19 protein-coding genes are annotated in these 20,620 nt (G+C 54.8%); 17 read left to right on the top strand and 2 right to left on the bottom strand.

Annotation, left to right across the window (positions count from 1 at the left end; translation table 11 throughout):
• Positions 1-368: 368 nt before the first annotated feature.
• Complete coding sequence (locus STH12_RS21450) at positions 369-539, bottom strand: hypothetical protein (RefSeq protein WP_164551219.1); 171 nt, start codon at positions 537-539, stop codon at positions 369-371.
• A gap of 145 nt (positions 540-684) precedes the next feature.
• Here STH12_RS21450 and STH12_RS14620 point away from each other — a divergent pair, with 145 nt between their 5' ends.
• From STH12_RS14620 to STH12_RS14555, 14 genes are all read left to right on the top strand, one after another.
• The gene (locus tag STH12_RS14620) at positions 685-2,175 is read left to right on the top strand and encodes an NAD(P)H-hydrate dehydratase (RefSeq protein WP_126168219.1); all 1,491 of its coding nucleotides are present in this window, start codon (positions 685-687) and stop codon (positions 2,173-2,175) included.
• Between the two features lie 65 nt (positions 2,176-2,240).
• Positions 2,241-2,702: a tRNA (adenosine(37)-N6)-threonylcarbamoyltransferase complex ATPase subunit type 1 TsaE gene (gene tsaE, locus STH12_RS14615; RefSeq protein WP_126168218.1), complete on the top strand. Its 462-nt coding sequence runs from the start codon at positions 2,241-2,243 to the stop codon at positions 2,700-2,702.
• Entirely contained in the window at positions 2,699-4,009 is a 1,311-nt protein-coding gene (locus tag STH12_RS14610) for an N-acetylmuramoyl-L-alanine amidase (protein WP_126168217.1), read from the top strand. The genes tsaE and STH12_RS14610 overlap by 4 nt, the downstream gene beginning before the upstream one ends.
• Before the next feature lie 12 nt (positions 4,010-4,021).
• The gene (gene mutL / locus STH12_RS14605) at positions 4,022-5,980 is read left to right on the top strand and encodes a DNA mismatch repair endonuclease MutL (protein WP_126168216.1); all 1,959 of its coding nucleotides are present in this window, start codon (positions 4,022-4,024) and stop codon (positions 5,978-5,980) included.
• Positions 5,964-6,902: a tRNA (adenosine(37)-N6)-dimethylallyltransferase MiaA gene (miaA, locus tag STH12_RS14600; RefSeq protein WP_126168215.1), complete on the top strand. Its 939-nt coding sequence runs from the start codon at positions 5,964-5,966 to the stop codon at positions 6,900-6,902. Before mutL ends, miaA begins: the two co-directional genes overlap by 17 nt.
• An 83-nt stretch (positions 6,903-6,985) precedes the next feature.
• Entirely contained in the window at positions 6,986-7,261 is a 276-nt protein-coding gene (gene hfq / locus STH12_RS14595; protein WP_126168214.1) for an RNA chaperone Hfq, read from the top strand.
• A gap of 32 nt (positions 7,262-7,293) precedes the next feature.
• Complete coding sequence (hflX, locus tag STH12_RS14590) at positions 7,294-8,601, top strand: ribosome rescue GTPase HflX (RefSeq protein WP_126168213.1); 1,308 nt, start codon at positions 7,294-7,296, stop codon at positions 8,599-8,601.
• A gap of 31 nt (positions 8,602-8,632) precedes the next feature.
• Positions 8,633-9,766, top strand: coding sequence for an FtsH protease activity modulator HflK (hflK, locus tag STH12_RS14585; RefSeq protein ID WP_126168212.1), 1,134 nt, complete (start codon positions 8,633-8,635; stop codon positions 9,764-9,766).
• A 3-nt stretch (positions 9,767-9,769) separates the two neighbouring features.
• Entirely contained in the window at positions 9,770-10,696 is a 927-nt protein-coding gene (gene hflC, locus STH12_RS14580) for a protease modulator HflC (RefSeq protein WP_126168211.1), read from the top strand.
• A 326-nt stretch (positions 10,697-11,022) separates the two neighbouring features.
• Positions 11,023-11,613, top strand: a complete 591-nt coding sequence (petA, locus tag STH12_RS14575) for a ubiquinol-cytochrome c reductase iron-sulfur subunit (protein ID WP_126168210.1) — start codon at positions 11,023-11,025, stop codon at positions 11,611-11,613.
• A complete protein-coding gene (locus STH12_RS14570; RefSeq protein ID WP_126168209.1) occupies positions 11,613-12,827 on the top strand; it encodes a cytochrome b in 1,215 nt (404 codons plus the stop codon). Before petA ends, STH12_RS14570 begins: the two co-directional genes overlap by 1 nt.
• Positions 12,827-13,564 (top strand): cytochrome c1, encoded by a 738-nt coding sequence (locus tag STH12_RS14565; RefSeq protein WP_126168208.1) that lies wholly within the window; start codon positions 12,827-12,829, stop codon positions 13,562-13,564. Before STH12_RS14570 ends, STH12_RS14565 begins: the two co-directional genes overlap by 1 nt.
• A gap of 94 nt (positions 13,565-13,658) precedes the next feature.
• Positions 13,659-14,288, top strand: coding sequence for a stringent starvation protein SspA (gene sspA / locus STH12_RS14560; RefSeq protein ID WP_126168207.1), 630 nt, complete (start codon positions 13,659-13,661; stop codon positions 14,286-14,288).
• Positions 14,288-14,761: a ClpXP protease specificity-enhancing factor gene (locus tag STH12_RS14555; RefSeq protein ID WP_126168206.1), complete on the top strand. Its 474-nt coding sequence runs from the start codon at positions 14,288-14,290 to the stop codon at positions 14,759-14,761. The genes sspA and STH12_RS14555 overlap by 1 nt, the downstream gene beginning before the upstream one ends.
• A 101-nt stretch (positions 14,762-14,862) precedes the next feature.
• Here STH12_RS14555 and STH12_RS14550 read toward each other — a convergent pair whose 3' ends face one another.
• Entirely contained in the window at positions 14,863-15,966 is a 1,104-nt protein-coding gene (locus tag STH12_RS14550; RefSeq protein WP_126168205.1) for a GGDEF domain-containing protein, read from the bottom strand.
• Positions 15,967-16,105: 139 nt separating this feature from the next.
• On the opposite strand from STH12_RS14550, the gene STH12_RS14545 reads away from it, so the two are divergent.
• The 3 genes from STH12_RS14545 to STH12_RS14535 all read left to right on the top strand — a co-directional run bounded on the left by STH12_RS14545 (position 16,106) and on the right by STH12_RS14535 (position 20,615).
• Positions 16,106-16,681 (top strand): anthranilate synthase component II, encoded by a 576-nt coding sequence (locus tag STH12_RS14545; protein ID WP_126169543.1) that lies wholly within the window; start codon positions 16,106-16,108, stop codon positions 16,679-16,681.
• Positions 16,682-16,833: 152 nt separating this feature from the next.
• Entirely contained in the window at positions 16,834-19,308 is a 2,475-nt protein-coding gene (locus tag STH12_RS14540) for a S9 family peptidase (protein ID WP_126168204.1), read from the top strand.
• Positions 19,309-19,472: 164 nt separating this feature from the next.
• Complete coding sequence (locus tag STH12_RS14535; RefSeq protein ID WP_126168203.1) at positions 19,473-20,615, top strand: HDOD domain-containing protein; 1,143 nt, start codon at positions 19,473-19,475, stop codon at positions 20,613-20,615.
• The last annotated feature ends 5 nt before the right edge of the window (positions 20,616-20,620 follow it).

Raw genomic sequence — 20,620 nt, 5'->3', positions numbered from 1 at the left:
CTTCAAAAGCCACCGATTAGGTTAGGGAAGGTGTGAACAAGTCCTCGCACAGCTCTGGCTTTGATAGCAACGACAGTTCAAGGCATTCAACTGACGGCATGCCGAGGCCTGCTGAAGTTGAATAACGCCGAAATGGTGTTGCTATCAAAGCCCCGTAGGGCGTGGCTTACAGCGATATCTGCTGCGTTACAGTTCTTGCGAAGGACTTAGGCCATTCGCTGCAAACTGTGCCTTGCATCTATTCACTTTAAGCACACGCAGAGCAAGCACGGGACTTATTCACACCTTCCTTAGTTAATTGCGAATTACATGACCTGCATCAAGGTTCGCTAAGGGTTGCGGCTGCTATTTTTGACATAAGTGCGTCTTCAGGATTTGTCGTTATCTTTATCCTGCAGGGGAAGCGTGATGGCTTTGTACAGGCCTACGGCGACCAGCAAAACGCACAGCAGCAGCAAAGCCTGGATCAGAATATTTGAAGACAGGGGCAGGCTGATCAAGAGTACCGACAGTACCAAGATCAACAAGGTGAGCAGCATCGTCCTTGTGCCAGTCATACTTGTGCTCCGAAAAATAGCTTAAGGCGCCCGTTGGGGCTCAGCTTTAAGTGTATAAAGCTATCCACGCTGTCGCCAGTTGAATTCAAGAATTTGATATTTAATCGTTATCGAACGGAGTCATGGCATGAGCGCCTTACCCATTTCTTTGCCGCAATCGCTGTACAGCGCCGCCCAGGTTAAAGCGGCCGAGCAGGAAGCCGTTAAGCGCGGGCTTTGTTCGCTCTACGAACTGGTGGAGCAAGCTGGCAGCGCCGCCATGGCCACCCTCGAATCTTTGGCAAGTGCGCACTGCCAAACTGTGGTGTTGGTGGGCAAGGGCAACAACGGCGCTGATGCCTTGGTGCTCGCCAGGCTGTTGCTTACCAAGGGCAACCGACCGCGGGTACTGCTGTTTGGCGAGGGGAAAACCGCCGAATACGCCGAGGCGTTGCAGGCATTTATCGCCGCCGGTGGCACCACTGAAGTCTTCAGCGAAGCCGCGCTCGAAGGCGCCGAAGTGATAGTTGATGGCTTGCTTGGCACCGGTGTTGCCGGGGAGCTCAGTGAGCCATTGAATCAATGCATTGAGGCAGTTAACGCCCAAAACGCCTGGGTACTCAGTTTGGATGTACCCTCAGGTGTTAATGCCGATACCGGCAATGTGAATCCGATGGCGATTGAAGCGGATGTCACCCTCTGCTTTGGCGGTCTCAAGCAGGGGCTATTTACCTCCCGCGCCCGCCATTTTGCCGGCAAGGTGTTGTATGCCTCTGTTGGACTTGGGGAAATCCTTGCTGAAACCGAGCCTGCGTGCCAGCGGGTGGATGCAAGCTTTCTGACCGATTTGCTGGGGCGCCGCGCCCGCGACAGCCACAAAGGCAAGTCTGGAAAGGTAACCATCATGGGGGGCAACTACGGCATGGCTGGGGCAGTGCGGCTCGCCGGTGAAGCTTGCCTGCGCTCCGGCGCTGGGCTGGTGACGGTTATCAGTCGCCCCGAACATCAACTCACGGTTAACGCCAATCGGCCCGAACTGATGTTCTGGGGATGTGAGCTGGTGGATATGGAAGTGTATCTGCGTCTTGGCTGGGCCGATGTGCTGGTGCTGGGCCCAGGGCTTGGCAAGGATGATTGGGGTTATAACCTCTATAAAGCCGTAGGGCTGTCAGACAAGCCCTGTGTGCTGGATGCAGATGCGCTGAATCTGCTCGCCAAGGAGCCGTGCCGTCAGATAAATCGGGTGCTCACGCCCCATCCGGGCGAGGCTTCTCGATTATTGGGGCTGTCCACGGCGGAAGTGGAAGCCGACCGTTTCGATGCCATCCGCCGCTTACAGGAAACCTTTGGTGGCGTAGTGCTGTTGAAGGGCGCTGGAACCCTTATCTTTGATGGCACCACCCTGGTGGTGGCGCCCGTGGGTAATCCCGGCCTCGCCAGTGGTGGGTGTGGCGATGTTTTATCTGGTATAATCGCCGCCTTGATGGCACAGGGATTAGACACCATGACGGCAACTGTAGCCGGGGTGGTTATCCACGGTGAAGCGGCCGACCTGGCTGCCGAGGCCGGTGAGCGGGGGATGCTGGCCAGCGACCTGATGCCTTTTATTCGCCAATTGGTCAATAGTGATTTAATCTAGGCAATATTGATAAGCCTGTGCCGGCAAGCGGTGCCGGCGCCGTTGCTTTTTATCGAAGAGCCGAGATGACAGACGTTAAGATATTTCTCGAAAATGACGCCCAAACCGTAGAAATCGGTCAAAAGCTAGCCCAGCGTATTCGTCCCCCGTTAACTCTTTATCTCACTGGTGAATTGGGCGCCGGTAAAACCACATTAAGCCGCGGTCTTATCCAGTCTTTGGGGCACAAAGGGGCGGTAAAAAGTCCAACTTACACTCTTGTGGAACCTTATGAACTTCCTGGCGTCGAAGTATATCATTTCGACCTCTATCGCCTTGCCGATCCGGAAGAGCTGGAGTTTATGGGGATCAGAGATTACTTTTCCGACACCAGCCTGTGTATAGTAGAGTGGCCTGACCGGGGTCAGGGGCTATTGCCCGAAGCCGATCTGCATTTGCACCTGGCCTATTCAGGTGCCGGGCGTGAGCTTAATATCCATGCCGGTTCCGAGGCTGGCAGGACAGTCATTGAACAACTTGCTGAATGAATAGAACAATAAACAGACTCCTTTTTATTTTTTTCCTGTTGTTTTCGATTGAAGGTCTGGCGGCCAATAAACTCGAAGGCGTCAGGATTTGGGCGGCGCCGGAATCGACCCGGGTAGTGTTTGATCTCACTGCCAAGCCTTCTTACACCCAATCGACACTGGTTGCCCCCGACCGCCTGGTGGTGGATCTGGACGACACCCAGACCAAACTGGCGCTCGATAAAATCGCCAACAACTCCAAGCTGGTTAAGCGGGTTCGCCTCAGCAAGCCGCCTAAAAAAGGCGTGCTGCGGGTCGTGATTGACTTAAACCGGCCGGTGAACGCCAATCTGTTTTCTCTGCCGCCAACCGACCCCTACGGCAATCGCCTCGTCGTTGATTTGGAAGAGAAAACCAATGATGCCCGTACCATAGTGGCGCCCACCGAATCGGCGCGGGATATCATAGTGGCCATCGATGCCGGTCACGGTGGTGACGACCCTGGCTCCATCGGCCCTTCGGGTTTGTATGAGAAAAAGGTCGCGCTGGAAATTGCCAAGCGAGTGCAAAAGAAAATCGATGCTACCCCGGGCATGAAAGCCGTGATGACCCGCACCGGTGACTACTTCGTCAATTTGAACAAGCGCTCGGATCTGGCCCGTAAGCACAGGGCCGATCTGTTGGTATCTATTCACGCCGATGCCTTTACCTCACCAAACCCCAAAGGGGCGTCGGTGTGGGTGCTGTCGATGCGCAGGGCCAACAGTGAAATCGGTCGCTGGCTTGAACAGAAAGAAAAACACTCTGAGCTGCTTGGCGGCGCCGGGGAAATCATCCAGAACGCCGATAACGAGCAGTATTTGGCGATGACGCTGTTGGATATGTCGATGGACCGCTCCATGGCCATCAGCCACAGTATCGCCAGCGATATCCTCAAGGACCTGGGCAAGGTTACTGAACTGCACAAGAGCCGCCCCGAGTCGGCGAGTCTGGCGGTGCTCAAGTCGCCTGACATCCCATCGATTCTGGTGGAAACCGGCTTTATCTCCAATCCAAAAGAAGAGTCGCTGCTGAAGAATTCCGCCCATCAGGATAAATTGGCCCGTGCCATTCATGCCGGTGTGCTGCGCTATTTTGAGGCCAATGCCCCCAGTGATTCGTTGCTGGCAAAACGCAGCGGCAGCAGCAAGCACAAGGTAAGCCGCGGCGAATCGCTGTCGGTGATCGCGGCCCAGTATGGGGTGTCTGTGACTGCGCTGCGTCAGGCCAATAACCTTAAGTCCGATACCCTGCGTATTGGCCAGCAGTTGGTTATTCCCAAAGGTTAAACAAGGATTTTTATGGCAATTCAGGTATTGCCACCCCAGTTGGCAAACCAGATTGCAGCCGGCGAGGTGGTGGAGCGGCCAGCCTCTGTCATCAAAGAGCTGGTGGAAAACAGTCTGGACGCCGGTGCTACCCGGGTCGATATCGATATCGACAAAGGCGGCAGCAAGCTTATCCGCATTCGCGACAATGGCGGTGGCATCCCCAAGGATGAGCTGGCATTGGCGCTGGCCCGTCATGCCACCTCCAAGGTGCAAACTCTGGAAGACCTGGAAGCCATTCTGAGTTTTGGTTTTCGCGGCGAAGCGCTGGCGAGTATCAGCTCAGTCTCCCGTCTTACCTTAACCTCGCGTACCGCTGAGCAGGCCGAGGCCTGGCAGGCCTATGCTGAAGGCTCGGAAGTTGCCCTTAAGGTCATGCCTGCCGCCCATCCGGTGGGCACCACCATTGAAGTGGCCGACCTCTTCTTTAATACCCCGGCCCGCAGGCGTTTTTTAAAGAGCGACAAAACCGAATTCACCCATATTGATGAGTGGCTTAAGCGGATAGCTCTGGTACGCTCTGACGTGCATTTTTCCCTGACTCACAACGGCAAACCCGTACGCCAGTTCCGCGCGGCTTCCACCGAAGCTCAGTATCTGCAGCGGCTGGGGCAGGTTGCCGGACGTGCCTTTGCTGACACAGCAATCAAGGTAGATTGTCGTCATGATGGGATGCATCTTGGCGGATATCTGCAGTCTCCCGCGCTGAACGACTCAGTCGATTGTCACTATTTCTATGTGAACGGACGCCTGGTGCGCGACCGTCTGGTGAACCACGCGGTGCGTCAGGCGTTTGCCGAATGCGGCGCGTTGGAGCAGGGCGGTTTTGTGTTGCGGCTCGATGTGGATCCCCACCAGGTGGATGTGAATGTGCACCCGGCAAAGCACGAGGTCCGCTTCCATCAGGCCCGCTATGTTCATGATTTTATTTTGCAGGTGCTGCAATCGGCCTTGAGTCAGATGCGTGACTTGCCGCTGACAACGAACGCTCTAAAGGATGACTTTAGCAGCGCCCAGAGCCGGGATAACGAACCGGAGCCAGCAAAGGCCGTGGCTGAGTCCCACGCGGGCTATCGCACCGAGAGCGCCGAATACGTTGATGCCTTTGCGCTGGGTGGCGGCATGCAGCATTCAGGTGTTGGCAGCCACAACCTGCGTGGCGCCGCTCCGGCTTCGGCTTCGGCTGGATTTGGGCAGACGACATCCGAGCGCGGCAGCTATAGCACCAGTTCAGGCCAGGGCAGCCGTTATGTGCGGGATAATTTTGCTCAGCCGGGCTTTGGTGACAAAAGTAGCCGGGACAGGCAACTTGCAGCGCAGCATTACGGCGAGCTGTTATCTACGACAGCTGCGAGCCCATCGACTACAGCCAGCGGCATGGCAGCCAATGCTGCTGGACAGCAGCTGAGCGTGCCATCGATGCCGCCCCTGCTCGATGGTCAGTACTGGGTCCTGTGTGAAGGCGCCAATCTCAAGCTGCTTTCCCTTGCCAAAGTGGCAAAAGACCTGCTGCAGCAAGAGCTTATCGTTAGGTTGCCAACAGGGCTGATAGGTCAGCCGCTGCTGATGCCTGTGTCGGTGCAGGCGGACGCAGACTGGGCCGATATATTGCAAAGTCGTGATGCCTTACTCAGGAAAATGGGGCTTGAACTGGCAATTCGCTATCAGCAGTTGATAATCAAAAAAGTGCCCCCATATCTGAGGGACAGTCAGCTGGCGCGGCTTATTCCTGAGCTGCTTGCCTGGATACAGCACGAAGCTCCGGCTGACGAGGCGCTGGCCCATTGGCTGGCTGCGCAGGTCAGCGGTTTTGAGGCGGCGCCCAGGCTGTGGCAGCGCTTGCAGGCACTGGATACTGACGCACAGCAACGCATTTTAGAGAGTGCCCGGGAATTGCCCTGGCAGACATGGCTTGATGAACACAAACACTGATCGAACAGACCTGCCCAAGGTGCTGTTTTTGATGGGGCCAACCGCTTCGGGTAAGACCGCTTTGGCACTGGAGCTGGCCGAGCACCACAACTGCGAAATCATCTCAGTTGATTCGGCGCTGATTTATCGCGGTATGGATATAGGTACCGCCAAACCCACGGCCGCTGAATTGGCCCGTGGGCCTCATCGGCTGATTGATATTCTCGATCCGCTGGAGAGCTACTCGGCTGCGGATTTCCGTGCCGATGCCGTAAGGGAAATAGAAGACATTCTTTCCCGAGGCAAGACCCCGCTGTTGGTGGGGGGAACCATGATGTATTTCAAGACCTTGCTAGATGGTCTCTCGCCACTGCCCAGTGCCGATGATGCCGTCAGAGCCGGGATTGCAGCGGATGTGGAAGCCAAAGGCTGGCAGGCGCTTCATGATGAATTGAAGCAGATTGACCCTGTGGCCGCCGAGCGTATTCATCCCAACGATCCCCAGCGCCTGTCGCGGGCGATTGAGGTCTATCGGATCACCGGTAAGACATTGACTGAGCTCACTCAAACCAAAGCTGAGTCCTTGCCGTACCGGATGGTGCAATTTGCTATTGCACCCAAGGAGCGCAAAACCCTGCACCAGCTTATCGGGCAGCGGTTTGAAGCCATGCTTGAGCAGGGCTTTATCGACGAAGTGGCTGGGCTTAAGGACAGGGGCGACCTGCACCTTGAGTTACCCTCGATGCGCTGCGTGGGCTACCGACAGGTATGGCAGTACCTGGAGGGGCAATATGACCATGATACTATGGTCGAAAAAGCTGTTGCCGCCACTAGGCAATTGGCCAAGCGTCAATTAACATGGTTGCGGGGATGGCCTGATTTGCAATGGCTGATTAGCGGCGACGAAGGGAATTTGGAGAAACTTGTACAGCAATCCCGGTAGTGAATCTGCTTTTGCTGTATACTACTCAATTCAAACAGAAAACGTTTGCGTTGGATTTTTATAATTTAAAAAGGAAATAACAAATGGCTAAGGGGCAATCTTTACAAGACCCATTTTTGAACGCACTGCGCCGTGAGCGTGTTCCTGTTTCAATCTATTTGGTTAACGGCATCAAGCTCCAGGGTCAGGTTGAGTCTTTCGACCAGTTCGTGATCCTGCTGAAGAACACAGTGAGCCAGATGGTTTACAAGCACGCCATCTCTACCGTAGTGCCTTCCCGTCCATTCAACGTGGGTAACCACCAGGGTGGCGGCAGCAACTACAATGCCCAGCAGGACGACAGTGCCAGCGAACAGTAATCGCTGCTGTCTGAATTTGAGAGGTTTGCTTCTTGTTTGATCGTTATGAGGCGGGAGAAACTGCGGTTCTTGTCCATATCGATTTTACCGACGAAGGCAGTCGGGAAGATCTCGCCGAATTGCAGTTATTGGTGGAATCGGCGGGCGCCCGCGCCGTTGGTGTAATCACAGGAAGTCGCCGAGCGCCGGACCGCAAGTTTTTTGTGGGCTCCGGTAAGGCAGAGGAGCTGGCCGCCATGGTGGCCGCGACCGACGCCAATGTGGTGATATTCAACCATGCCCTGAGTCCGGCTCAGGAGCGAAACCTGGAACAGGTGTGCCATTGTCGTGTACTCGACCGGACGACCCTGATCCTGGACATTTTCGCCCAGCGTGCCCGGACACACGAAGGTAAGTTGCAAGTGGAGCTAGCGCAATTGCGCCACATGTCGACTCGCCTGGTGCGGGGCTGGACTCACCTGGAGCGTCAGAAGGGCGGTATCGGCCTTCGCGGTCCGGGTGAGACCCAGTTGGAAACCGACCGTCGCCTGCTGCGCGGCCGGATCAAGACGATTAACCGTCGTCTGGAGAAGGTAGACAAACAGCGTGAGCAGAGTCGTCGGGCGCGTCAACGCAGCGACATGCCGGCGGTATCCCTGGTGGGGTACACCAACGCAGGAAAGTCGACCCTGTTCAATACGCTGACCAGCTCAGAGGTGTACGCCGCCGACCAGCTGTTCGCGACTCTGGATCCTACCCTTCGCAAGTTGGACTTGCCCGATGGCGCCGCCATTCTTGCCGATACCGTAGGATTTATCCGTCACCTTCCACACGATCTGGTTGCCGCATTTAAGGCGACACTGCAGGAAACACGTGAAGCCGACCTCTTGCTTCATGTGATTGATTGCGCAGATGAAAAGATGCGTGACAACATTGAGCAGGTGCAGGCGGTTCTGAAGGAAATCGATGCCGATGAGATCCCTCAACTCATCGTGTGCAACAAAATCGACCTGGTCGAAGGCCTGCAACCGGCCATTGATCGGGATGACACCGGAAAGCCTTTCCGGGTCTGGTTAACTGCGCAGCAGGATCAGGGATTGGATTTACTGCGGCAGGCAATTCAGGAGTTGGTGGGCAATGTGATTGCCGAACTGACCCTGAAAATCCCGGCCACGGCCGGGCATTATCTTGGCCAGTTTTATCGACTGGATGCGATACAGCAGAAAGAGTATGACGATCTGGGGAACTGTATCTTGTCTGTTCGTATGTCTGATGCCGATTGGCGCAGGCTTGCTAAACAGAGTCAAGGTGAGTTGGAAACCTTTATTGTCGATACAGCGACTGATAGGGTAGTTTGTTAACTATTAATATCATCCACTTATGGAGTATTAAATGGCTTGGAACGAGCCCGGTAACAAGGGTCAGGACCCTTGGGGAAACAAGGGTGGCAACGATAAGGGGCCACCGGATCTGGACGAAGTCTTTCGTAATATTTCCAAACGCTTTGGTGGCAAGGGTAATGGCGTCGGTTTCGGCGGCCTGGGTATTATCCTCGCGCTGGGCGCTGCTGTGTGGTTCCTGTCTGGGTTTTATACCATCAAGACAGCAGAGCGTGGCGTTCACCTGCGCTTTGGTGAATACATAGGTGAAGTAGGCCCCGGCCTGCGCTGGAAAGCCACCTTTATCGATGAAGTCTTCCCGGTGGACGTGGAGGCCTTCCGCACCATTCCTGCCGCTGGCAGCATCCTGACTTCCGATGAAAACGTGGTACAGGTTGAGCTGGCAGTGCAGTACAAGGTGACTGACGCTTACCAGTATCTGTTCAGTGCCGTGGATGCCAATTCTTCGTTGCGCGAAGCTACCGACAGCGCCCTGCGCTACGTGGTGGGTCACTCCCGCATGGATGACATCCTCACCACTGGCCGTGACAAAATCCGTACCGATACCTGGGCTGAGCTTGAGCGAATTATTGAGCCTTACAAGCTGGGCTTGACCATCGTTGACGTGAACTTCCTGCCGGCCCGTCCGCCGGAAGAAGTGAAAGACGCCTTCGATGACGCCATTGCAGCACAGGAAGACGAACAGCGTTATATCCGTGAAGCCGAAGCCTACCAGCGTGAAGTTGAACCTCGCGCCCGTGGTCAGGAACAGCGTATTGCCGAAGACGCCCGTGCCTACAAGGCGCAGGTGGTTCAGCAGGCTCAGGGTGCCGTGGCGCGCTTTGACAAGATGCTGCCTGAGTACAAGGCTGCTCCGGAAGTAACCCGTCAGCGCCTGTATATCGAGGCAATGGAAGAGGTTCTTTCCGGCAACAACAAGGTGCTCATCGATGCCAAAAACAATGGCAATCTGATGTACCTGCCGTTGGATAAGCTGATGAATCCGGCTGTTGGCGCAAGCAACAACGGTGATTCAGGTGTGTCTTCCCAAAACCATGTGGACTCAAGCGCTTCCAGCCGCTCAACTGGCATGCCGGTAAGTGGTCGTCCGTCCCGTGAAGATCGTGTTCGCCAGGGGAGGGAATAAGAAATGAGTCGTTTATTACTGGTTATCCTGGTTGTGGTTGTTGCGGTGCTGAGTTCATCACTGATGGTGGTGAATGAAGGCGAGCGGGCGATTGTGTCGCGCTTTAACGCCATCGTGAAAGAAAACGTGGACGGTGTAGAGCGCACCAAGGTGTTTGGCCCAGGCCTGCACTTTAAAATGCCTTTCATCGACACTGTGCGCAATCTCGACGCCCGGGTGCAAACCCTGGACGGCGCAGCCGACCGCTTCGTGACTTCCGAGAAGAAAGACCTGATGGTGGATTCTTACGTGAAGTGGCGCATCCATGACTTTGAAAAGTACTACCTGTCTACCAACGGTGGTATCAAGTCCAATGCCGAAGCCCTGCTGCAGCGTAAAATCAACAGTGACCTGCGTACCGAGTTCGGTCAGCGTACCATCAAGGAAATTGTTTCCGGTGTCCGTGAGGGTGAAACCCTGGACAAAGAAAACAGTGGCCGTGATGAATTGCAGCGCAAGGCACTGGAAAATGTCCGCAAGAGTGCTGAAGACTTGGGTATCGAAGTCGTGGACGTACGGGTGAAGCAGATCAACCTGCCAACCAACGTCAGCTCGTCGATTTTCCAGCGTATGCGCGCAGAGCGTCAGGCCGTGGCCAAAGAGCACCGCGCCAAGGGTCGTGAGGAAGCCGAAAAAATTCGTGCGACCGCCGATGCCAACGTGGTGGTTCGTCTCTCCAATGCCCAGCGTAATGCCCAGGTGCTGCGTGGTGAAGGGGATGCGGTTGCTGCCAAGATCTACGCCGATGCCTACAAGAAGGCTCCTGAGTTCTATGCCTTTATGCGTAGCCTGGACGCTTACCGTGCCAGCTTTGCCGGCAGTGGCAACGTGATGGTGCTGGAGCCTGACAGCGAATTCTTCCGTTATATGAAGGAAGCCAAGCCAAAATAATCGGCTTGTCTCAGATTAAAGCCCAACCAATTCGGTTGGGCTTTTTTTATGGAAAAATACTTTTAAATCGCTAATTTAGATTTGCCGTGATTTCAATCTACATAGGTTTTACCGGGCAGGAATGGCAAATTGCACCATCGGCGTCGATTGCCCTGTTGAAAAAAACGCTATCTCCCCAACTTAGTTGTGTGTTTTGACTATGATCTGCCTCCACTTTTTGGCTATAATGAGCCCCGCCTCAAACTTTGATTTTACCCAGAGCTTCACGGCTTCACGGTAAGATTTTGAAAAACAAAAAATTCCAACCCCCGCTGGGAGATATGTGGATGAGCAATGCGCCAGTCGATACCGGACGTCGCAGATTCCTGACAGCCGCAACCGCTGTAGTTGGCGGTGCTGGTGCCGTCGCTGTAGCGGTTCCTTTTATCAAGTCATGGAATCCGAGCGCCAAGGCGAAAGCTGCAGGTGCGCCGGTAGAAGTTAATATCAGTAAGCTGGAACCAGGCCAGTTGATCCGTGTAGAGTGGCGCGGTAAGCCCGTTTGGGTTGTACGCCGCACCGAGGAAGTGCTTAAGCAACTTCCTGAGCTCGATGGTCAATTGCGCGACCCTGCGTCTGATGAACTACAGCAACCCGTGTATGCCCAAAACGGCGTACGTTCTATTAAGCCTGAGTACTTTATCGCTGTTGGTATCTGTACTCACCTGGGCTGTTCTCCTACCTATCTGCCAGATTCATTTGGCGAGCAGGTTGAAGGCGTGAGCTCTGGCTTCTTCTGTCCTTGCCACGGCTCCAAGTTTGATATGGCCGGCCGCGTATTCCAGGGCGTTCCTGCGCCACTGAACCTGGTGATCCCTCCTCACAAGTATCTTGATGATGTGAATGTGATCATTGGTGTCGACGGGGAGACTGCATAATGGTTAAGAACATTATCGATTGGATCGACGCACGTATCCCAATGACGGCCACCTATAACCGTCATGTGGGTCAGTATGCGACTCCCAAGAACTTCAACTTCTGGTACTTCTTCGGTTCTCTGGCGCTGCTCGTGCTGGTAAACCAGATCCTCACCGGTATCTGGCTGACCATGAACTACGTACCTACCGCAGAAGGCGCTTTTGCCTCCATCGAATACATCATGCGTGACGTGGAGTATGGTTGGCTGCTGCGTTATATGCACTCCACCGGGGCCTCGGCCTTCTTCGTGGTGATTTATCTGCACATGTTCCGTGGTCTTATCTACGGTTCATATCAGAAGCCACGTGAGCTGCTGTGGCTGTTCGGTATGCTGATCTTCCTCGTGCTGATGGCCGAAGCCTTCATGGGCTACCTGCTGCCATGGGGTCAGATGTCATACTGGGGTGCTCAGGTAATTATCTCTCTGTTCGGTGCCATCCCTGTTATCGGTGATGACCTGACGCTGTGGATCCGTGGTGACTACGTGGTATCGGGCGCAACCCTGAACCGCTTCTTCGCCCTGCACGTGATTGCACTGCCGCTGGTACTGGTTGTTCTGGTGTTCCTGCACCTGATTGCCCTGCACGAAGTGGGCTCAAACAACCCAGACGGTATCGAAATCAAGAAGAACAAAGACGAAAACGGCTGGCCTGTTGACGGTATCCCATTCCACCCTTACTACACTGTGAAAGACATTGTAGGTGTGGCGGGCTTCCTGATCCTGTTCTGCTACGTGCTGTTCTTTATGCCTGAGGGCGGTGGTTACTTCCTCGAGAAGCCTAACTTCGAGGCTGCTAACCCAATGAAGACCCCAGAGCACATTGCACCTGTTTGGTACTTCACTCCTTTCTACGCGATTCTGCGTGCGGTTCCACACAAGCTGGGCGGCGTGATCATGATGGGTCTGTCCATCGCCGTGCTGTTCCTGCTGCCATGGCTGGACCGTTGTAAGGTGAAGTCTGTTCGCTACAGAAGCTTCATTCACAAGCTGAACATTGCCCAGTTCTCAGTGTCCTTCATTGTTCTGGGTTACCTCGGTGCCGTTCCTGCTAGCCCTGCGCTGACTATTGCCGCTCAGGTGTTCACCATCACCTACTTCGGCTTCTTCGTCGCTCTGTGGGTGTACAGCAAGAACGAGAAAACCAAGCCAGTTCCAGCGAGGTTGACTAAATAATGAAAAAGTTACTCATTGCTTTGGTTGCTCTGGTGCCGACTCTTGGCTTCGCCGCTGGCGGCCACAACGTGCACCTGGAAAAGGCCAATATCGATCTGAACGATAAAGAGTCTCTGGTTCGTGGTCTGGATCTGTTCCAACACTACTGCTCCGGCTGTCACAGCACTCAGTACCAGCGTTACGAGCGTGTAGCGACTGATCTGGGTGTGTCTATCGACGAGATGCGCAGCAAGTACGTCCTCACCGGCGCGAAAGTAGGTGAGCTGATGGAAAACGCCATCCCTGAGAAAGATGCTGCCAAGTGGTTTGGTGCTGCACCACCGGATCTGACCCTGGTTGCCCGCGTTCGTGGTGAAGACTGGGTTTACTCTTATCTCAAGGGTTTCTACAAAGACCCAAGCCGTCCTTTCGGCGTGAACAACACTGTATTCCCATCCGTGGGTATGCCGCATGTTCTCGAAGGACTGCAGGGCATCGCAACTCCAGTTATTGAAACCGAAGTTGTTGATGGCAAAGAAGTTACTAAGGTTAAAGGCGTGAATCCAGCTGTAGGTGGCTCGATGAATGCTGAAGAGTATGACCAAGCTGCCCGTGACATCACTGGCTTCCTGGTATACTCAGCCGAACCCGTCAAACTCGAGCGCGAAGCGCTGGGTGTTTGGGTGCTTGGCTTCCTGTTTATCTTCTTTATCGTGGCCTTCCTCCTGAAGAAAGAATACTGGAAGGATGTACACTGATAGCCAATAGCGGGTAAAATACTCTATCCGCGTATTGAAACGGGGGGCATTAGCCCCTCGTTTATTTTATTTGTTTCGATTCTGGAGGGTATCAATGGCTCTTGCTGCCAACAAACGCTCTATCATGACTCTGTTTTCCGGCGCCGACGATCTCTACAGCCACCAGGTACGTATTGTACTGGCTGAAAAAGGCGTGACCGTTGATGTTTTACAGGTCGATCCCAATGACATGCCAGAGGATCTGCTGGAACTGAACCCTTACAATTCAGTACCCACTCTGGTTGACCGTGAACTGGTGCTGTATGAGTCACGCATCATCATGGAGTATCTGGACGAGCGCTTCCCGCATCCGCCACTGATGCCTGTATACCCAGTTTCCCGTGGCCAGAGCCGTCTGATGATGCACCGCATCGACACCGACTGGTACACCCTGGTTGATCGCATCAAGAAAGGTGACCGTGCCGATGCCGCCCGTAAAGAGCTGCGTGAAGGTCTGATTGCCATTTCTGCCCTGTTCGGCGAAATGCCTTACTTCATGAACGAAGAATTTGGTTTGGCTGACTGCTACCTCGGCCCCTTGCTGTGGCGTCTGCCTGCCCTCGGCATCCACCTGGATACCGGCGTTGCCAAAGACATCAAAGCCTACATGACCCGCATTTTCGAGCGTGAGTCATTCAAGGCCTCTTTGACTGAAGCCGAGCGCGAAATGCGCATGGGTATGTAATGAAGCCGCTGACTCCCAGTCGTCCTTACCTGCTGCGAGCCTATTACGATTGGCTCATGGACAACCAGCTCACCCCCCATGTGGTGGTGGATGCAATGGTGCCCGGTACTGAAGTACCTCAGCAGTATGTGCGGGATGGTCAGATTGTGCTGAACATAGCTACAGGCGCAGTGGGCAACCTTGAACTTGGCAACGATGCCGTGATGTTCAATGCCCGCTTCGGTGGCGTCCCCCATCAGGTGGTGCTGCCCATGGCTTCTATTGTGGCTATCTATGCCCGCGAGAATGGCGCCGGTACCGTATTCGATGCCGAAGATGCTTACCTGCTCGATGACTCTGAAGAAGAGCTGTTCAGTGTGGTGGAATCCGAGCCTTCCGTTGAGGCTCCCAAGGCGGCAGATGAAACTGCAAAGCCTGCCAAGGGAAAGGACGAGGCTGCCAAGCGTCGCGCTCACCTTACTGTGGTTAAGTAAGCCGCGAGCCGAAATCTAAGCAAGTTTAAGCCTGTTCACAGCAAAACCAGCCTTCGGGCTGGTTTTTTGTTTGGGCCGGGTAATGCGGTGATTCGCACTGGCTAGAAGCCGCCAAGGCTTTCCGTGACCTCAATTCTATTGCGGCCATTGCTTTTGGCTTCATAAAGCGCTGCGTCCGCCAGCGTCAGTACATTCACCAATTTGGCCGGCGGCGTGACCAGGCACACCCCTATGCTGATGGTCAGTTTCAGCCTTTCAGCGCCTATCTCGATACCGGTGGCGGCAATATCACGGCACAGGCGCTCGGCCCGGTTAATGTTATCGCTGGGGGAGGGGCTGAACTGCACTATGGCAAATTCCTCGCCGCCGATACGACCGATAAAGTCGTTGGCACGGATGTGCATTCTCAGCTCGTTTGCCAAAAAGCGCAGAGCCTTGTCACCGGCCAGGTGACCTGCACTGTCGTTAATGCGCTTAAAGTGGTCTACATCCACTATCATCAAACAAAAGGGGCTGTGTTCCTGGATAACCTGTTCCAGACGATGCATAAAGGCCCGTCGGTTTGGCAGGCCTGTGAGGGTGTCGGTATCGGCAAGGTGTTGTAGATTGCGCTCGTTTTCCGCCGAGTAGAACTCGCTGATAAGGATAAGTAGCAACACAGTGGCGACACAGGAGCCAATCATCAGTACCTGTAAATGACCCAGTATTGCCTCGGGTACTTCGGCAATCGCCGGATGCGCCTGCCAGCCAAAGCTCTGGAAGTAGGCAAACAGCATCATATTGATCAGAAAGAGTACGGCGGTGGTGAGCCACTGGCGCGAGTCGAGAAACGACGCCGGCAGGATAGCGAACAGCAGGAAGTAATAGTGTAAACCTATGGTGACACCCTGAGCCAGCACCAGCGCGGTAAAGGCATCCAGCATCACCAACACGAACAGCCACAGGGTGGCTTCGAACCTGAGGCCACGCAGATTCAGCAACAGCACGCTGGGCAGCAGCATCAAAAATGGCGTTTGTACCAAGCCTGAGTAAATAAGGCCCTGATTTCCATTGATTAAAAACGCGATGTCGAAGATAAGAATGGTAAGCATGGCGATGTAGACGCCAATGTTGGTCTGGATCAGTTTGCGTTCGTCTGTTTTGCTCTGGCAATACTGAATGCCAAGGGTGGCGGCACGCATGAGCCAGGCTGCCCAATTCACCATAGCTTTGCTGCAGTCCTGCTATCGTTGTTGTTTGTTAATAATAGACATAATTTACCGCATTGGATGATCCAAACGTGGCACTGTGCTAGCATTCGCCGCCAATCAAACCAAGCGCAAAATCGGACGGGTAATCGCAACCATGTTGCTGATGATCGACAACTACGACTCCTTTACCTTCAACCTGGTGCAGTACTTTCAGCAACTGGGTCAGGAGGTCGTGGTGCGCCGTCACGATGATATTAATCTGGCCCAAATCGAGACCCTGGCTCCCGACCATCTGGTGATTTCACCTGGCCCCTGCACCCCGGACGATGCCGGTATTTCCCTGGCGGCCATCGAGCACTTTGCCGGTAAATTGCCAATTCTCGGGGTGTGTCTTGGTCATCAGGCAATGGCGCAGGTGTTTGGCGCTAAAGTGATCCGCGCCGGGCGGGTGATGCACGGCAAAACCAGCGACATAGACCACAATCAGCAGCGGCTGTTCCATGGGCTTGATAACCCGCTCAGGGTGACCCGCTACCACTCTCTGTTGGTGGAGTCTGTGCCTCAGGGCTTTGAGCTGGATGCCTGGTTCGATGATCCGGTCCACGGCCGCGAGATCATGGCCATCAGTCATCAAACCTTGCCCCTGTTCGGCGTGCAGTTTCATCCTGAGTCCATTCTGACCGCCCAGGGCCATGAGCTGCTGGACAACTTCCTCAAACAGCCCCGCTGATCCTTCCTTCGTTTGACGTTCTGTTACAAGTTTTCGTGGCCTTGATGGCGGCGGTTTTCGTCGTTCCGCAGGCAAATATGGTATAACTGGCGCCACTACGAGACGAGGCACCGCCCATAAAGCCCCGCCCATATAACAAAAAAGGAAGCATGATGAACCCAGTTACCAGACACTTTGCCGTAAGTGCCCTGGCGCTTGCCATTTTGGCGGGCTGCAGTGCCACCGAGCAGCCATCGGCCGCCCCCGCAGAAATCAATCAAATCCAGTCAGTCCATCCAGTGCTTGCCATGCCGGTGACCGCCGGAGAAAAGCTGACCATGAAACAAATCATGGCCAATCCGGATTGGATGGGGATCTTTGCCCGCAACGCTTACTGGAGCGATGATGGCAGCAGCGTCTATTTCGAGCGTATGCCAAGCGGCGCTGCTGTGAAAAACTATTATGTGCAACCGCTCAATGGTGCGGCCAGAGAGCTTGGTTTGGCTGAGCTGCATCAGGCCTCTCAGCGCAGTGGCGTTGTGGATGCCGAAGGCAAGCGTAAGGCCTATGTGTATCAGGGCAATCTGTTTGTAAAACAGCTGCAAACCGGTGACATCACCCAGCTGACCCGCACTAATACGCCTGTGGATGGCGCGCGTTTCCTCAATAACGGCGACATCGCATTCTGGCAGGGCAACGCGGTATTCCGCCTTCACAGCAATGGTTTGGTAGAGCAGATTGCCGATGTGCGCATGAGCAAGGCGCCCAAGGGCGTGACCGCACCTGACACCTATCTTGCCAAAGAGCAGGCCCGTCTAATCCAGTACGTAGCCGCCCAGCACGATAAGGCCAAGGCCCGTGAAAGCTACAAGGCTGACCTTGGCAAAGCCGACACCACCATGAGCGCCGAGCCCTGGTATCTGGGTGACGCTGAGCTGGTGACCGAACTGTCGCTGTCGGCTGATGGTCGCTATCTGCTGCTGGCGCTGCAGGACAAGAGCTATCAGGGCCGCAGTGAGCACGACATCATGCCCAATTACCTGGGTAAAGACGGATATGTGGATGCCGTGCCAGCCCGTGCCAGGGTGGCCGAAGATAATCCCCCGGGCCAGCGCCTGGTGCTGATTGATCTGCAGCAACGTCAAAAACGCGATATCAGCATCGAAGGCCTGAAAGGCTTTGATGAGGATGTGCTTGCGTCGGTGAAAGCCGAAAACGCCAAGGCCCGAGGTGAAGAATATAGCAGCGAAAAAGCCGCCCGTAAGCTGCAACTGATGCAGGATTGGGGCTGGAGCCAGAGCGCCATTCAGTGGAGCGACGATGGCAAGCTGCTCGTGATGCTGGAAGCCGTGGACAACAAAGACCGCTGGATTGCCTCGGTTAACCTCGACTCAGGCAAGCTCAGCACTGAGCACCGCCTCCATGACGATGCCTGGGTGAACTACGACTACAACCAGTTTGGCTGGCTCAACGATGGCCGCTTCTACTTCCTGTCGGAAGAGTCCGGCTATTCGCAGCTGTATATCAAGGCTCCAGGCCAGGCGCATAAGGCGCTGACCAAGGGCCGCTTTGTGGTCAGCGACCTGACCCTGAGCAAAGACGGTAACTTCATCTACTACAAGGCCAACAAAGACCACCCCGGGATTTACAATGTGTACCGTGTGTCTTTGGCCGATGGCACCGATGAGCAGCTCACCTGGTGGGAAGGTACCCTGGATTACAGCTTAAGCCCCGATGAAAGCAAGTTGCTGCTGACGGCCTCCAGTCGTATTCAGCCCGATGAGCTGTACGTGCAGGAGATTGGCGGCAAGCTTACCCGCCTGACTCACTACACCTCAGATGCCTTCAAAAACTACGCCTGGCAGGCGCCAAACGTAGTGGCCGTGCCCTCAAACCACGGCGCCGGTGTGGTTTACGCGCGGGTGTATCTGCCCGAGGGCTATGATGCGTCCAAGGCCGATAAGTATCCTGCGGTAATTTTCAACCATGGTGCCGGATACCTGCAAAACGCGCACTTTGGTTTCTCGGGATATTTCCGCGAATTCATGTTCCACAACCTGTTGGTCCAGCAGGGCTACGTGGTGATGGATATGGATTACCGTGGCTCCAAGGGCTATGGCCGTGACTGGCGTACCGCCATTTACCGTCAGATGGGTCACCCTGAAGTGGAAGACCTCAAAGACGGCGTGGCCTGGATGGTGAATAACGCCAATGTCGATGGCAAACGTGTGGGCACCTACGGCGGCTCCTACGGTGGCTTCCTCACCTTTATGGCGCTGTTCCGCGAACCTGAGCTGTTCCAGGCCGGTGCTGCACTGCGCCCTGTGACCGACTGGGCCCACTACAATGCGCCTTACACCTCCAACATCCTCAATACCCCGGATGTGGACGCCATCGCCTTTGAGCGCAGCTCGCCGATTTACCATGCTGAAGGCTTGAACAAGCCGCTGCTTATTATGAGCGGGGTGCTGGACGACAACGTGTTCTTCCAGGACAGTGTGCGTTTGGTGCAGCGGCTGATCGAGCTTGAAAAGCCCATGTTCGAAACCGCCATCTATCCGGTTGAGCCCCATGGCTTCCGTGAGCCTTCGAGCTGGCTCGACGAATACCGCCGGATTTATAAGCTGTTTGAATCCGAACTCAAGTAACCGGGTAACCGGTCGTTAACAACAGGGCCACATGGCCCTGTTTTACTGTCAAAAACTGATAGTTTGTCAGTCAGTTGGATAAATATCAGTCCCGCATTCAAGGCGATTTGTGCTAAAAATGAAGGATACGGTATCCGTGATTAACTCCGTGGGAGCAAGATAAGTTGGTGATCAGCGCAGTGGGCGGTGTGAAGCCCGGCAGTGTGTTGGAGATTGAGCGTCGTTTATACCGACAACTCATTGTTGGTAAACAGAAAGCCTCCAGACTGCTGGATGATTTGGATCAGGATCTTGAGTCCATTGCCTTCAAGCTGGACATCGAGCGTGCCGCCGTATTTGAACGTATCGAGCGCCAGCAAAAAGCCCGCGAAGTCTTTGATGCGGTTTCGGCGCAGCTGACCGATACCATCATGGACGAAATCGCGCTGACCCTGTCGGACATGGACCGGCTCATCCAACGCTCCAACCTGACCGAAACCCAATTAGCCCTGTTTGAACAGCTGTGTAAATCCAGCCCGGATATGGGTCGGGTCCGCCTGCTGATGAACGGTATTGGCTGGCTGTCGCGGGATCTGACCAATGTGGTCAACAGCACGGCGTTTCGTCAGCGCCATCCCCAGCGTGCCGATGTGCGGGTAACCGACATCAAGCTGGTGCTCAACTTTATCGGCGTTGAGAACCTGCGCCAGTTGGTGCCTTACTACAGCATGCGAAACTGGCTGCCGGCGGGGCACTCCTGTTTGCTGTGGACCAACCGCAAGCTGTGGCAATACTCGCTGGTGTGCGCCACCGCGGCCAAGGCACTGGCCAAATTGCACGAGCGCAACGAAACCCTCGCCTTTATCAGCGCCATGCTGGAACAGTTTGGTATCACCATGGTGCTGGGCACTGCCGCCGCCGTGTATGAGAAGAACTGGGGTAACTGGCTGCGTGAAGCCAGCGCCAGCCGCGATAAAGAGCTCTACGACGCCGTGATGGCCACCGAGTTTCCCGCCGAGCGGGTGCTGGAGCAGGTGCTTGAGCATTCGGCCACCCTGGCCTGGGCGGTACCTGCGCGGCTTAAGTTCGACAACCATGAAATGGTGCAAAACTTAAAGGCGCTTGATGAAACCCTGACCATCGCCGAGTTGCCGCTAGACGCACAAATCCTGGCTAAGGCCGCCTGTTTTGCCCAGGTGATGACGCTGGAAGAAACCAAGCAGCTGGAGCCCCAGGAGGCGAGGTTGATGTACCGCTACTATGGTTTGTCCGAGCAGGAAATCATTCGCCTCAAGGCGCAAAACTACCGCAAGATAGACCTCTTTTAAGGAAA

The organism is Shewanella khirikhana (assembly GCF_003957745.1).
Taxonomy (GTDB): domain Bacteria; phylum Pseudomonadota; class Gammaproteobacteria; order Enterobacterales; family Shewanellaceae; genus Shewanella; species Shewanella khirikhana.
Note: the sequence above shows the minus strand (reverse complement) of the source record. Positions and strands in the feature narration are given on the sequence as shown.